Annotated in this window: 11 protein-coding genes; 7 read left to right on the plus strand and 4 right to left on the minus strand. The window is 68.9% G+C overall.

The genetic code is table 11. The features are described from left to right. Positions 1-166: 166 nt before the first annotated feature. On the plus strand, positions 167-1,999 hold the full coding sequence (locus QRN40_RS11610) for a DUF4012 domain-containing protein (protein WP_285115798.1): 1,833 nt from the start codon (positions 167-169) through the stop codon (positions 1,997-1,999). A gap of 66 nt (positions 2,000-2,065) precedes the next feature. Here QRN40_RS11610 and QRN40_RS11615 read toward each other — a convergent pair whose 3' ends face one another. Both QRN40_RS11615 and QRN40_RS11620 read right to left on the minus strand, forming a co-directional pair. Next, positions 2,066-2,857 (minus strand): Bax inhibitor-1/YccA family protein, encoded by a 792-nt coding sequence (locus QRN40_RS11615; protein ID WP_285115799.1) that lies wholly within the window; start codon positions 2,855-2,857, stop codon positions 2,066-2,068. 38 nt (positions 2,858-2,895) lie between these two features. Beyond that, a complete protein-coding gene (locus tag QRN40_RS11620; RefSeq protein WP_285115800.1) occupies positions 2,896-3,441 on the minus strand; it encodes a hypothetical protein in 546 nt (181 codons plus the stop codon). Between the two features lie 63 nt (positions 3,442-3,504). Between QRN40_RS11620 and QRN40_RS11625 the strand changes: the two genes are divergently transcribed. From QRN40_RS11625 to QRN40_RS11635, 3 genes are all read left to right on the plus strand, one after another. Then, positions 3,505-4,572 (plus strand): glycerophosphodiester phosphodiesterase family protein, encoded by a 1,068-nt coding sequence (locus QRN40_RS11625; RefSeq protein ID WP_285115801.1) that lies wholly within the window; start codon positions 3,505-3,507, stop codon positions 4,570-4,572. A gap of 91 nt (positions 4,573-4,663) precedes the next feature. Next, positions 4,664-7,189 (plus strand): ATP-dependent helicase, encoded by a 2,526-nt coding sequence (locus QRN40_RS11630; protein ID WP_285115802.1) that lies wholly within the window; start codon positions 4,664-4,666, stop codon positions 7,187-7,189. Then, positions 7,186-8,232, plus strand: coding sequence for an FUSC family protein (locus QRN40_RS11635; protein ID WP_285115803.1), 1,047 nt, complete (start codon positions 7,186-7,188; stop codon positions 8,230-8,232). Before QRN40_RS11630 ends, QRN40_RS11635 begins: the two co-directional genes overlap by 4 nt. On the opposite strand, the gene QRN40_RS11640 is transcribed toward QRN40_RS11635, so the two are convergent. Beyond that, on the minus strand, positions 8,229-9,074 hold the full coding sequence (locus QRN40_RS11640; protein WP_285115804.1) for an oxygenase MpaB family protein: 846 nt from the start codon (positions 9,072-9,074) through the stop codon (positions 8,229-8,231). The genes QRN40_RS11635 and QRN40_RS11640 overlap by 4 nt on opposite strands. A gap of 48 nt (positions 9,075-9,122) precedes the next feature. Next, positions 9,123-10,715: a hypothetical protein gene (locus QRN40_RS11645; RefSeq protein WP_285115805.1), complete on the minus strand. Its 1,593-nt coding sequence runs from the start codon at positions 10,713-10,715 to the stop codon at positions 9,123-9,125. Between the two features lie 235 nt (positions 10,716-10,950). Between QRN40_RS11645 and sucC the strand changes: the two genes are divergently transcribed. The 3 genes from sucC (at position 10,951) to QRN40_RS11660 (ending at position 14,555) form a co-directional block, all read left to right on the plus strand. Then, a complete protein-coding gene (sucC, locus tag QRN40_RS11650; protein WP_285115806.1) occupies positions 10,951-12,114 on the plus strand; it encodes an ADP-forming succinate--CoA ligase subunit beta in 1,164 nt (387 codons plus the stop codon). A 17-nt stretch (positions 12,115-12,131) separates the two neighbouring features. Beyond that, complete coding sequence (sucD, locus tag QRN40_RS11655) at positions 12,132-13,019, plus strand: succinate--CoA ligase subunit alpha (RefSeq protein WP_285115807.1); 888 nt, start codon at positions 12,132-12,134, stop codon at positions 13,017-13,019. 150 nt (positions 13,020-13,169) lie between these two features. Continuing rightward, positions 13,170-14,555, plus strand: a complete 1,386-nt coding sequence (locus QRN40_RS11660) for a bZIP transcription factor (RefSeq protein WP_285115808.1) — start codon at positions 13,170-13,172, stop codon at positions 14,553-14,555. Positions 14,556-14,557 lie beyond the last annotated feature (2 nt).

Below are 14,557 nucleotides of genomic sequence, written 5' to 3' on the forward strand. Positions count from 1 at the left end.
CCGATACAGACAGAGACCCAATTTACAGAGAATTCTCAGAGCCTGCATTCCGGGCGCGGGCGGCGCAGAACGGCGCGCGGCCCGTGTCCCTCCTTCGGGGGAGAGGGGTCCGATGGGCGCCGCGGCGGTGGCGGGTCTCCCAACCCTGGTCTGCTTCAATGGTCGAATGCCTGATTCCCGACCTACGCGTGTCTCGATCTCGCATGCCCGGCGTACTCGCTCCCGCAGCTTCCGGTGGCTCGTCGGTGTCGGCATCGTCGTCGCCATCGTGGTCCTGGCGGGACTCTGGATCGGCTTCCGCGCGCTCGCCGCGAAATCGGCGCTCGAAGCCGCCATCCCGCTCGTCAACACCCTCAAGTCGCAGGTCGTCGCTCAGGACGTCACGGGTGCCAAAGCGACCCTCGCCAAGCTCGAGCCGAAGGTGGCGTCGGCTCGCAGCGACACCAGCGACCCGATCTGGCGGGCTGGAGAGATCATCCCGTTCGTCGGACCGAACCTCACCGCGGTCCGCGGGCTCGCCGGCGCGACCGACGACGTCGTGACCCAGGCCATCAAGCCGCTCGTCGGAGTCCTGGGCTCGGTCTCGCCGGCCGGCCTGAAGCCGGTGAACGGCGCACTCAACCTCAAGCCGATCGTCGAGGCGACACCGGTCGTCGACAAGGCCGCCGCGGCCCTCGACGCCGCCCACCAGCGGGTCGCGGACATCGACGTCAGCTCGACCATCGGGCCCGTCCGTTCCGCCACCGCCCAGCTCGATGGAATGCTCGGCAAAGTGTCGGCGCAGATGCAGGATGCGAAGAAGGCCGTGCACGCGCTGCCTCCGGCTCTCGGGTCGAAGGGCGTGCGCAACTACCTCGTCATCTTCGAGAACAGCGGTGAGCTGCTGCCGAACGGCGGTACGACGGGGTCGATGGCGCTGCTGCAGATCGACAACGGCAAGATCAGCCTGGTCAAGCAGTCCTCGGCGTCGATCCGCGACTTCCCCCGATTCAACGACTACATCATCCCCATCCCGGAGGACGTGAAGAAGCTGTATCCGTACGGCCTGGGCAAGCAGGTGCAGGACCTGACGATCACGCCGCGGTTCTCGCTGACGTTCGACATGGCGAAAGCCATGTGGAAGACCGCGAAGGGCGACGAGATCAACGGCGTGGTCGCCATGGACACCGTGACGATGGCCAACCTGCTGAAGGCGACCGGCCCGATCGATGTGCTTCCCAACCTGCAGATCACCGCCGAGAACGCGGCGCGCATCCTGCTCATCGACATCTACGCGATGTATCCGGATCCGGTCACCGTCGACAAGATCAACGAGACCATCGCGATCACCGCGTTCTCGAAGATGCTCGGCGGCGCGGCGGACCCGAAGGTGCTGCTCAAGACCCTCCTGAAGATGGGGGAGGAGGGACGCGTCAAGGTCTGGACCGACGACAAGTCGGAGCAGGACCTGATCAAGCTGACCCCGTTCTACTCTGAGCCTCCGGTGACCACGAAGGAGACCGACGCGCTCGGCGTCTACTTCATGGATCAGACCCCCTCGAAGCTGGACTACTTCCTGAAGGCGAAGATCGAGGTGCAGCAGGCGGTGTGCTCCGACAAGCACCGGTACGTCTTCACCCGCGTCTCGCTCAACAGCACAGCGCCGGCGAATGCGGGCAACATCCTTCCCCCGTACGTGCTGGGCAACGGCGTGCTCGTCACGCAGGGCAACGTCCAGGTCGGGACGAGCGTGTACGCGCCGAAGGGCTACACGGTCCTCAAGACCGCCATCGACGGACAGGTGGCGGAGACCCCGGTCACCGGGACCGACGGCGACTACGTGGTCTCACAGGGCGTGCAGCAGATGGCCCCGGGGCAGACGATGATCTTCGACACGCTGTGGGATGCCGGCACGACCGCGACCAAGAAGATGCACGCCGACGTGACGCCCATGGTGAACCCGAGCGTGACGACGTACACGCCGTTCGACTGCACCCTGCTGGGGCTCAAGGCCGGGTGACGCACGGAAAAAGGGACGGCCCGGGAGATCGCTCCCGGGCCGTCCCTTTTTCGCGGTTCCGACGGGTCAGTCGCGCGAGATCGCGAGCATGCGCAGGATCTCGAGGTACAGCCAGATGACGGTGACCATGATGCCGAAGGCGCCCGACCAGCCGTAGATGCGCGGGGCGCGGTTGGCGACGCCCTGCTTGATCGCGTCGAAGTCGAGCACGAGCGAGTAGGCGCCGAGGACGACCACGAGGAGGCCGACGATGAGACCGAGCTTGATGCCGGTGTTGCCGAGCTCGACGCTGTTGAGGCCGAAGCTGCCGGGGGTCGCGCCCGTCCACATCAGGACGAGGTTGACGAGCGAATAGGCGAGGTAGCCGAACATCGCGATCAGGAAGACCTTGGTCGCCTTGGCCGATGCGCGGATCTTGCCCGAGGCGAAGAGCGCGAGAGTCACCCCGACGACGGCGAACGTCGCGATGACCGCCTGGATGACGATTCCGGACCACTGGGACTCGAAGAACATCGAGATCGCGCCGAGGAAGACGCCCTGCGCGGCCGAGTAGCCGAGGATGAGTCCGGGCACCGGGCGGCGCTTGAAGATGTTGACCAGGGCGAGCACGAAGCCGACGATCGCGGCAGGGATCGCAAGGACCGGGACGAACCAGCCGACGGCGGCGCCTGCGAGCAGCAGGACGAAGCAGATCGCGGTCTTGGTGATGGTGTCCTCGACCGTCATCCGGTCGGTGTCGACCGCCGTCGCGGACGGCGACTGGTACATCTGCTCCAGGTTCTCGGCCGTGACGGTTGCAGCCTGGCCGTTGCTGGAGAACGCCGGGTTCGTGGAGAAGGCCGGGTTGCTGAGTGCCATGAGCTCCTCATTCTGTGTGGACCGCGTTGCGGTCGTGTTCATTCAAATCTACGGGGTTCTTTTCTGAGAGTTCTGACAGATTGCCATGAATCGAACCGTTCGGCGATCCATCTCGCCAGCCAGGCGGCCGCGACGATGACCACGGTGCACGTGAGGACGGTGATCCAGCCGTGCTGGTAGTCGTGCACGAAGAGGGGGAGGACGATGCTCCAGAGCACGGGGAGCAGGAGCACGGCGAAGGACGGGAGGGGGCGCATACGCACCAGCAACCAGGCCGCGAGGATCACCGCGTAGCACCAGGCGAAGCCGGAGCCCCCGAGCATGAGCCACGTGAAGCCGAGGACGGGGAGCGGGGCGGCCATCCGTCGTCCGATGGTCGAGGGGAGCACGGCCCAGCCGGCCGGCTGCATCAGCGACCCGACCAGGAGCAGCGGGAGGCTGTAGGTCGTGGTCCCCAGGACGCACGCGGTGCCCACCACGATCATCCCGAGGCCGGTCATGAGCCGAGGACGATAGGCGCCCCAGCGGAGCGGGAGGCGCGAAGCCGGCTCGTGCCAGCGGGTGCGTGTATCGAGGGCGGACACCCGTCGATTCTGACACCTCCCGGCCTCCCCAGGGGCGCATGTGGCGCCAGCTAGGATCGGGCCATGCGCGCGCGAACGGCTCCGATGGTCATCGGGCACCGCGGCGCCCCGGGCTACCGGCCGGAGCACACGCGCGGATCGTACGAGCTCGCGTTCCAGCTGGGCGCCGACGCCGTCGAGCCGGACATCGTCGCGACGAAGGACGGCGTCCTCGTCCTGCGCCACGAGAACGAGATCTCGAGCACGACGGATGTCGCCGAGCGTGGCGAGTTCGCCGACCGCCGGACGACCAAGGAGGTCGACGGCGTGGTCCAGACCGGGTGGTTCACCGAGGACTTCACCTGGGACGAGCTGTCCAGTTTGCGCGCGCGGGAGCGCATCCCCGCTCTTCGGCAGAACAGTTCTACCTTCGACGGGCATTACCCGCTGCTCCGCTTGCGCGATCTGCTGGAGATCGTCGAGCGGGCGGGGGACGGCCCGGGACGAGCGCCCGGTCTCGTCGCCGAGTTGAAGCACGCCACGTACTTCGAGGCGGCGGGCCTGCCACTGGACGAACTGCTCCTCGCAGAATTCTCGGAGGCGGGATGGACGGACGCGGCGGGCGTCGTGGTCGAGAGCTTCGAGCACACGGTTCTCGTGAAGCTGCACGAGCGCGGCTTCCGCAGCCGACGTGTCTATCTGCTCGAGGACTCGGGCGCCCCGGCCGACCGGGTTGCGGCGCTCGGCTCCAGCGCTCCCGGGTACGACAGCGACGTGACCTTGCGGGGCCTGTACGCCCTGGGCTCCGCTGCGTCGTCTCCCGCCGCCCGTGTCGACGGGATCAGCGTGGAGACCTCGCAGGTGCTCTCGTCGGGCTCCGTCTCGATGGCGCTGTTCGGCGAGGACGACTCGGCGGACGTCGGCGCGGTGACCTCTGACCTCGTCGACCTGGCCCATTCGGCGGGCCTCGCGGTGTTCTGCTGGACGCTGCGGCCCGAGAACGGCATGCTCCCGGCGGAGTTCCGGACCGGCGAGGTCGACGCTGCGTGGGGGGACTGGCGTCGGTATTTCTCGATCCTGCTGCACTCCGGGGTGGATGGGGTCTTCGCGGATCATCCGGACCTCGCGGTCGCCGTTCGCGATGGTCGCTGACCGGTTGCATGCCCCAGGCGAACGGACGCGTCGCGCCTGCCGACGGGCTCCCGGCCGAATGACGGTGGCAGCGACTAAAATCGTCTGAGACATGACGAGCCTCCCCGACGCCCCGCAGACCACCCCTTCCTCCGTCCCGATCATCCTGGACGGGTGGCAGGGCGACGGCGCGAACGGCCCGGCGGAAGGCGGGGCATCCGGCGACTCCGGGAACGACGGCTCGGGTCGCTGGCGCGGACCGAGCGAACGGCTGTTCGCGGGGCTCAACCCGCAGCAGCGCGAGGCGGCGGAGTATCGCGGGCAGGCCCTCCTGATCGTGGCCGGCGCCGGTTCCGGCAAGACGAGCGTGCTGACGCGCCGCATCGCCGGGCTGATCGAGAGCCGCGAGGCGTGGCCGAGCGAGATCCTCGCCATCACGTTCACCAACAAGGCGGCGAACGAGATGCGCGAGCGCGTTGAGCAGTTGCTCGGCGGCAAGGCCCAGGGCATGTGGATCTCGACGTTCCACTCGGCGTGCGTCCGCATCCTGCGCCGTGAAGCGGAGACGATCGGCAAGACGCCGAGCTTCACCATCTACGACTCCGGCGACTCGCGTGCGCTGCTCAAGCGCATCATCAAGGAGCTGGATGCGGACACTCTCGGCTTCACGGTCGGGAGCGCGGCGAACCGCATCTCCAAGCTGAAGAACGAGCTGACCGACCTCGAGACCCACGCACGCTCGGCGAACCTCAGCGATCCGCAGGAGGTGATGTTCCTCGAGATCTTCCGCCAGTACACGCGTGAGCTGCGCCGGGCGAACGCCTTCGACTTCGACGACCTGATCGCCGAGACCGTCTTCCTGTTCCGCGCCTTCCCGCGCATCGCCGCCCTGTACCAGAGCCGGTTCCGTCACATCCTGGTCGACGAGTACCAGGACACGAACCATGCCCAGTACTCCCTCATCCGCGAGCTGACGATGCCCGTCGCGCCGGACATCGTGGACGACCTGGAGGCGCACGGTCGCAACGTCCGGCCTCTCCGCGATGCGGCGGGGATCATCCCGGCCGCCTCGCTGACGGTGGTCGGCGACTCGGACCAGTCGATCTACGCCTTCCGCGGGGCCGACATCCGGAACATCGTGGAATTCGAGCGCGACTTCCCCGGGGCGAAGGTCGTGCTGCTCGAGCAGAACTACCGTTCGACGCAGAACATCCTCAGCGCCGCCAATGCCGTCATCTCGAACAACTTCGACCGCAAGGACAAGAAGCTGTGGACCGCGGTCGGAGACGGCGAGAAGATCGTCGGCTACACCGGGTACTCGGGCCACGACGAGGCCCAGTTCGTCGCCGACGAGATCGAGAAGCTGCACAGCGCCGGCATGGCGTACAAGGACATCGCGGTGTTCTACCGGACGAACGCCCAGACCCGTGCGCTGGAGGAGATCTTCATCCGGTCCGCTTTGCCGTACAAGGTGATGGGCGGCACGAAGTTCTACGAGCGGGCCGAGATCAAGGACGCGATGGCGTATCTGATCACCGTCGCCAACCCGGATGACTTCCTGGCGCTCCGGCGCATCCTGAACACGCCGAAGCGCGGGATCGGGCCGGCCACCGAGACGCAACTCGCCAGCTACGCGGAGGACAACGGCCTCACCTTCCGGGGCGCGATGCGGGATGCGGGATCGCTCGGCCTCGGACCGAAGGTGACCAGCGCGATCCTTCAGCTGTCGAACCTTCTCGATGAGGCGGCGGCGAAAGTCGACCCGTCGAACCCGGCGGGCGTCTCGCCGGTGGCCGACGTGCTCACGTTCCTGCTCGACGGCAGCGGCTACCTGGAGGCACTCCGTAAGAGCCGCGACCCTCAGGACGAGGCGCGCGCCGAGAACGTGGACGAGCTGGTGGCCGTCACGCGCGAGTTCGCACGCAACAATCCCGACGGCGGTCTGGTCGACTTCCTCACCGAGGTCTCGTTGGTCGCCGCGGCCGACGAGATCGACGACTCGAGCGGTTCCGTGTCGCTGATGACCCTGCACACCGCGAAGGGGTTGGAGTACGACGCGGTCTTCCTCACCGGCATCGAGGAAGACCTCCTTCCGCATCGCATGTCGGCGAATGAACCCGGCGGCCCTGCGGAGGAGCGCCGGCTCTTCTACGTCGGCATCACCCGTGCGAAGAAGCGGTTGTTCCTGTCGCTGGCGATGACGCGTGCACAGTTCGGCGAGACCGCCGTGGCGATGCCCAGTCGTTACCTGCAAGAGATCCCCGCAGACCTGATCGACTGGCGACAGTCGCCCGGATCGGCGAACGGCCGCGGCGGCACGCAGTCGCGGGCGCTGAACGCACGCCGTCCTGGGCTCGGCGCCGGATCGGGCGGGTCCGGCTGGAACGACAGCCTTGCCGCCGACACGTTCCGGCAGGAGCGCCCGAAGGCGGAGTGGCCCAATCGCGTGACCGGCAAGGTGCGCGACAACGGCGACCTCGAGCTCGCGCCGGGCGACCGCATCCGCCACGCCGACTTCGGCGATGGTCGCGTCACCCAGGTGACCGGCCAGGGTGCGAAGCGGGTGGCCCACGTGCAGTTCGAGAAGGTGGGCGCGAAGAAGCTCCTCATCAAGATCGCCCCGATCGACAAACTGTGAGGGCCGGCTTCTCGGCGCCGCGGAACCTCGAGGTGGGGCTGCGGGCGGCTGTGGCTGTCGCCGTCCCCCTCTTCGTTCTCTTCGCGGCCGGGCGGTTGGACCTGACGGCCTACGCCACCTTCGGCGCCTTCACCGCCGTGTACGGACGCAATGAGCCGTATCGTGTGCGCGTCCGTACGATCACGGTGGCTGCTCTCGCGCTGCTCCTGAGCATCTCCATCGGCATCGCGCTCGCCGTGCTCGGGGAGCCGCTCGCCCTCGTTGCTGTGGCCCTGGTCGTGGTGGTGGGCGGTGGCACGCTGTTCGTTACGGTGTTCCAGATCGTGCCTCCGCAGGCGTTGTTCTTCGTCTTCGCGCTCCTGGTGTGCGCGGCCGTTCCTACGCCGGCCGCCGACGCCCTTCCGCGGCTCGGCCTCGCCGCGGTTTCCGCGGCGTTCGCCTGGCTGGTCACGATGTCGGGATGGGCGATCCGCCGCATCACCGGACCATCGCGTGGAGTGCTCGCCCGCTCGGGGCTCGTCCCGGAACTGCGTCGTCGTCCCGTGACGGACCCGTCCGCTCTCCGCGACCCTCGCGTCTGGCTCACCGTCGCGCAGAACGTCGTCGGAGTGCTGGTCGCGGGAGGCATCGCCTTCGCATTCGGATTCGGGCATGCCTACTGGGCGATCGTGAGTCTGGTGGCGGTGATCCCTCCCGCTCGTGCGGCGCACTCCATCTCGCGATCGCTGCACCGGATCGTCGGCACGATCGTGGGTGTCGCCGTCACCGCGCTCCTCCTCGCCTGGTCGCCTCCGCCCGTGTTCCTGATCTGCGTCATCGTCGTGTGCCAGTTCTTCACCGAGGTGCTCGTCGCACGCCACTACGGCGCCGCGCTCGTCTTCATCACGCCGCTGGCGCTGTCGGTCTCGCACCTCGCCGCACCGACGCCACTGAACGCCCTGGTCGTCGATCGCGTGCTGGAGACCGTGCTGGGGGCGGGGATCGGAATCGTCCTCGTGCTGCTCGCCCGTGGCGTGCAGCGCAGCCGCGGGCTCGCGCCCTAGTCGGCCGCGGCGCGGCCGCTCACCGACGGCCGTGGCTCGCGTGGTCGAACCATGCGTCGCAGCTGGGCGAGGTACCGGTTGCGCGGGAGGGTGCGGAGCCACATCGGGAGCCGGGGATAGACGACCGTCAGCATCCGGATCGTCCGATCGAATCGCCGCTGCCGGCGTTCGTCCCAGTCGAGGCGGAACTGCTGCCGAACGGCGTCGGGCAGCAGCCCGGCGGTGATCAGCCGGACCAACGGCAGCCACGGCCGGAGCCACCACGCCGCGCGCCGCGGGTACAGGATCTGTCGTGATAGCGCCAGAACCTCGGCGTCGACAGCGAGTGTCGCGACCGTCCGCTCCCAGTACTCGCCGAACGCGGCCACCGTAGCGGGCCAGCGATCGTGCGTGAGCTGGAGATTGGAGAGCGCGCGGGACAGCTGCCCATAGGCGTCCTCCGCCTGCGAGGGCGTGAGGGCGCCGAACACCCGCCGGTGCAGGTCCATCATCGTCCAGTAGAGCGTGCCGGCGACCCAGAGCTGCAGGTCGGGGTCGTAGGCGTTGTACGCCGGAGCCGTGGAGGTTCCCCTGCTCCGCACGGGCGCGTGGGCGCGGTTCACGATGCGCCTCAGAGCGGTCTGCTGTTCCGCCGAACCGAACATGGTGGCCGTCAGGTACAGCATCGTGCCGTCGAGACGGTCCATCAGACGCTGCGCGAAGTCCGAGTGCTCCACGACGCCCCGGCCGACCGCCGGATGGGCGATCTGCAGGAGGAGAGCACAGCCTCCACCGGCGAGCGTCAGCGCCTCGGCCGCGATGTCCGAGACAGCGACGGGTCGAATCCGACGGAAGAGGCGCACGTGACCATCCTGCCGCCGTCCGCTGCGAAGCAGCGCAGAGACGGGCGCTCACAGCCGGATCCAGGTGGTCCGGGCACGACGGGGTCCGCTGAGGCGGCGCGAACTCCGGTCGCCGGATCGCCACGCTCGAAGCCGCCGTGAGGCCAGGAGGGCCACGCCCACGGCACCAGCGCCGACGCCTCCCAGAGCGGGCGCGAGAACGTCCGATCCCGTCTCGGCGAGCGCGGTCGGGGTCATTGCGGCCGTACCGGTCGGCGGAGCCGTCGGGGCGGGAACGACCGCCGCAGGCGGCGTGGGAGCCGGAGTCGAGGTCGGAGGTGTGTGCGTCTCGACCACCGCCGTCTGCACGTGGGTGACCTCCGACGCGATCCCGAACTCCGAGACCCACGGCCGCACGCGACCGGCGACCGCGGCCGGCCCTGTGCGCGCAGGATCGATGCGCTCCGTCCAGACGTAGTAACCGTCTTCGGGTACGGCGCATGCGGGTGTGGTGTAGTCGCCCGCACCGTCCACCACCGTCTCCACGGTGCACACGCTCGGTGCGTCCGGCGGGGGAGCCGCTGCCGGGACGATCGGCTCGGCGAACGGCCCGTACAGCGTGCTCTCCACCACCACCGTCACGGGCGTGAAGCCGTCGCTGGCGGACTGCACGCCCCAGGCCGGGAGCAGACCCTCGGCATCGTCGACGGTCACGGTGAGGTGGTCGGTGATCTCGGCGCCCGGGCGCGCCTCCGCATCCGACGTCGTGGTCTGCACCCGCGGCTGGAACGGAAGCGGCGATGGGCCGGTCGTGTGGGCTTCGGCCTGCGTCGCGGCGGTCGCGGACTGCGCGATGAGCACCGCCTGCGCATCGACCGTCGGCAGCGCCACGGTGAGGCGGTTGCCGTAGGGGAGGTCTCCGCTTCGCGCGGTCGCGGTCACCGAGACGCTCGCGTCCCGCCCGGTCGGGGTGATGTCCACATCCGTCCCCGAGCGGATCGTCGCGGTCGAGGAGCCGCCCGCGAAAGCAGCCCCGGTGAGGGTCACCGAGACGGGATGCGCGCCGGGAGGCAGGACCTCCGCACCGGTGATCCGATCGACCGTCAGCTCGACCCGCACGCGGCCGGGACCGCTCTCGGCCAGCTCGACGACGGCGGCGGCGCGCACTCCGGTCGACGCGCGGCTGCGGGCCTCGGCGAGCATGTCGAGCGCCCGGGCATAGACGGCGTCGGTGTCCGCTCCGGCCCGCCCGGCATGGTTCTGCGCATCGACATCGGACATGCCGGCGTACATCCACGTTGCCAGCTGACCCGCCGCGGCCGTCAGGCGGTCCGGGCTGCCCGCCCACGTCCGCGCGATGTACGCGAAGATCGCCGATTGCTCGGGCGTCCACCATCCCATCCCAGCGGGGTCGGCATAGGTGTACGTCAGCCCCGTCGGGGCCAGCTTGCCGGGGTTGAGACAGAAGCCGAGGGCGCCGTCGTCGAAGTGATAGGCGCCCAGCCACCAGCCGTCGGAGGACAGGTAGCCGGGCCCATGGCCGTCGCCGGCGAGGGCTCGCGCCGGCCCGGCGGCGCCGAACAGGCTCTGCAGTACGCCGAGGAAGACGGCGAGCCCCGCGAGGCTCACGGCGGTGATCAGGGTGAAGGGTCGTTGAGTCATGACCCAACCGTCGTCGGAGGATCCGGCTGCCGCCCCGGCAGCGGCCGGATCGGTGGACAGAGACCTTTCCGACCGGCCTGTGGACAGCATCCCGGTTTCGGCCCGTTCAGGCGGAGGGGCTACAGTTCTTCCTGGCGAATTTGTCTCGGCGTCGAGCTATTCTCGCGTCGGACCGCCAGGAGAAATCAGCCGGAAGCTCACCAAGCGCACCGGACCAGCAGCGGATTGGATAACCGTGGATCTATACGAGTACCAGGCCAGAGACCTGTTTGAGAAGTACGGGGTCCCGGTGCTTCCGGGCATCGTCGCCGACACTCCCGAGGAGGTGCGCGCCGCGGCCGAGAAGCTGGGTGGCGTGACCGTCGTCAAGGCGCAGGTGAAGGTCGGAGGCCGCGGCAAGGCCGGCGGCGTCAAGGTCGCGAAGAACCCGGACGAGGCGGAGGAGGCGGCGAAGGCCATCCTCGGGCTCGACATCAAGGGCCACGAGGTCCGCCGTGTCATGGTCGCCGGCGGCGCCCGGATCGCGCGCGAGTTCTACTTCTCGGTGCTCCTCGACCGGGCCAACCGCTCCTACCTCTCGCTGACCAGCGTCGAGGGCGGCATGGAGATCGAGCAGCTCGCTGTCGAGAAGCCGGAGGCGCTGGCGCGCGTCGAGGTCGACCCGCGCGGCGGCATCGACCACGCCAAGGCGGTCGAGATCGCCACGGCGGCCGGCTTCCCCGACGACCTGGTCGAGAAGGTCGCCGATGTCTTCGTCAAGCTGTACGAGGTGTACACCGGTGAGGACGCCACCCTCGTCGAGGTGAACCCGCTGGTGCTCACCGAGGAGGGCGACATCATCGCCCTCGACGGCAAGGTGACCCTCGATGAGAACGCCGAGTTCCGCCACCCGGAGCACGAGGCGCTCGAGGACAAGGCCGCGGCGGACCCGCTGGAGGCCAAGGCCAAGGCTGCGAACCTCAACTACGTCAAGCTCGACGGCCAGGTCGGCATCATCGGCAACGGCGCGGGCCTGGTCATGTCCACCCTCGATGTCGTCTCCTACGCGGGCGAGAAGCACCAGGGCGTCAAGCCCGCGAACTTCCTCGACATCGGCGGCGGCGCGTCCGCCGAGGTGATGGCGGCGGGTCTGGATGTCATCCTGAACGACCCGCAGGTGAAGAGCGTGTTCGTGAACGTCTTCGGCGGTATCACCGCGTGCGACGCGGTCGCGAACGGCATCGTGAAGGCGCTCGAGATCCTCGGCGACGAGGCGAACAAGCCGCTGGTCGTGCGCCTGGACGGCAACAAGGTCGACGAGGGCCGCCGCATCCTGAAGGATGCGAACCACCCGCTGGTGACCCTGGCGCTCACCATGGACGAGGGCGCCGACAAGGCCGCCGAGCTGGCCGCGAAGTAAGCGAAGGACAAACAACAATGTCTATCTTCCTCAACAAGGATTCCAAGGTCATCGTCCAGGGCATCACCGGCGGCGAGGGCACCAAGCACACGGCGCTGATGCTGAAGGCCGGCACCCAGGTGGTCGGCGGCGTCAACGCCCGCAAGGCGGGCACGACGGTCACGCACGGCGATGTCGAGCTGCCGGTCTTCGGCACCGTCGTCGAGGCGATCGAGAAGACCGGCGCCGATGTGTCGATCATCTTCGTGCCCCCGGCGTTCGCGAAGGATGCGATGGTCGAGGCGATCGACGCCGAGATCCCGCTGCTGGTCGTCATCACCGAAGGGATCCCCGTCCAGGATTCCGCCGAGGCGTGGGCGTACGCGAAGGAGAAGGGCGACAAGACCCGGATCATCGGCCCGAACTGCCCCGGCATCATCACCCCGGGGGAGTCGCTCGTCGGCATCACCCCCGCCACGATCACCGGCAAGGGCCCGATCGGGCTCGTGTCGAAGTCGGGCACCCTGACGTACCAGATGATGTACGAGCTCCGTGACCTGGGCTTCTCCACGGCCATCGGCATCGGCGGCGACCCGGTCATCGGGACGACGCACATCGACGCGCTCGCCGCGTTCGAGGCCGACCCCGAGACGAAGGCCATCGTGATGATCGGCGAGATCGGCGGCGACGCCGAGGAGCGTGCGGCCGACTTCATCAAGGCGAACGTCACGAAGCCGGTCGTCGGCTACGTGGCGGGCTTCACGGCCCCCGAGGGCAAGACCATGGGCCACGCCGGCGCCATCGTGTCGGGCTCGGCGGGCACAGCCCAGGCCAAGAAGGAAGCGCTGGAGGCCGCGGGCGTCAAGGTCGGCAAGACGCCGTCCGAGACGGCCGCGCTGCTGCGCGAGGTCTACGCGGCGCTCTAGATCGCATCCCGAAGAAGGGCCGGATCCGTGCACGGATCCGGCCCTCTTCCGTGTCTGGAGGCCGCAGAAGAAAGCCCCTGTCCGCGCTCCGCCCCCCGGCGCTACAGTGACCCCAGCCGGGGCCCACCGGCAGAGCGTGAGGGGAACGCGATGGCTCGTCTGTCGAATTCGGAACTCGAGCGACGCCTGTCCGAGCTGGAGGCGGAGAACGCCGCCCTGCGCGCCCAGGTCGGTTCGGACACCGAGGTCCTCCCGGTCGATGCGGCCGCCGCACCCGCCGTCCGCAAACGCCGCAGCTGGGGCTGGACCCTGCTGGCGACGGTGCTCATCGTCCTCGGCGCCATCCTGGCGCCTCTCGCCGTCGTGGCCTCCTGGGCGAAAGTGCAGCTGACCGACACCGACTCGTTCGTCGCCACCTACGCTCCGCTCGCACACGATCCTGGCGTGCAGAGCTTCGTCACCGACCAAGCGGTCAAGGCGGTGCAGGACAACGTCGACATCCCGCAGGTGACCTCGCAGGTCATCGACGGGATCACCGGGCTCGGCACCGGCCCGGTCGCCACCAAGGCGCTGGAGTCGCTGAAGGGCCCGCTCGCGCAGGGCATCGTCTCCCTCATGCGTTCCACGGTGCAGCGGTTCGTCGCGTCGGACGCCTTCGCCCAGGTCTGGCAGCAGGCGCTCCGCACCAGCCACGAGCAGCTGATCGCGACGATGCAGAACAACCCGAAGGCCGCCATCGCCGTCGGTGCGGACGGCTCGGTCGGCATCCAGCTCGCCCCGATCATCGATCGCGTCAAACAGCTGCTGATCGACCAGGGACTCACCTTCGCCTCGCGGATACCCACCGTCGACCGCACGGTGACGATCGCGCAGAACTCTTCCATCCCGACGCTGCAGGTGGTCTACGGGCTTGCGCTGGCGGCGGGGGCGTGGCTGCCCTGGGTCGCGCTCGGGCTGCTCGCGCTGGGTGTCCTGGTCGCACGGCGGCGGGCGGTCGCACTCGTGTGGGCGGCCGTGGCGCTGGGGCTCGGGATGGCCGTGGTGCTCGGCGCGATCGGGATCGGCCGCGTCGTCTTCGTCGCATCCGCGTCGCCGTCGCTGATTCCGTCGGGTCTCGCCCGCACCCTGTTCACCACGGTGACGACGGCGATGATCGACACCGCCGTCGCGGTGCTCGTGCTCGCCGTCGTCGTCGCTCTCGTCGCCTGGTACTCCGGACCGTTCGCGGTGCCCCGGCGACTGCGCGGGTTCTTCGGCTCCGGCGTGGCCTGGGTGCGCGAGTCGGCCGAGCGCCACGGCATCACGACCGGACGCGCGGGCGTGTGGATGTACACCCAGCGCACGCTGCTGCGTGCCATCGTCGCCGCGATCGCGGCCGCCGTCGTGCTCTTCGTGCGACCGCTCACGCCCTCCCTCATCATCTGGACGCTGGTGCTCGCCGCGCTGGCCGTGGCGATCCTCGAACTGGTGCAACGACCTGCCGTGACCGTGCCGGAATCGGCCGACGACGAGACGCCGGTCGTGACGGTCTCCTGAGC

The organism is Leifsonia sp. fls2-241-R2A-40a, from assembly GCF_030209575.1.
Classification (GTDB): Bacteria; Actinomycetota; Actinomycetes; order Actinomycetales; family Microbacteriaceae; genus Leifsonia.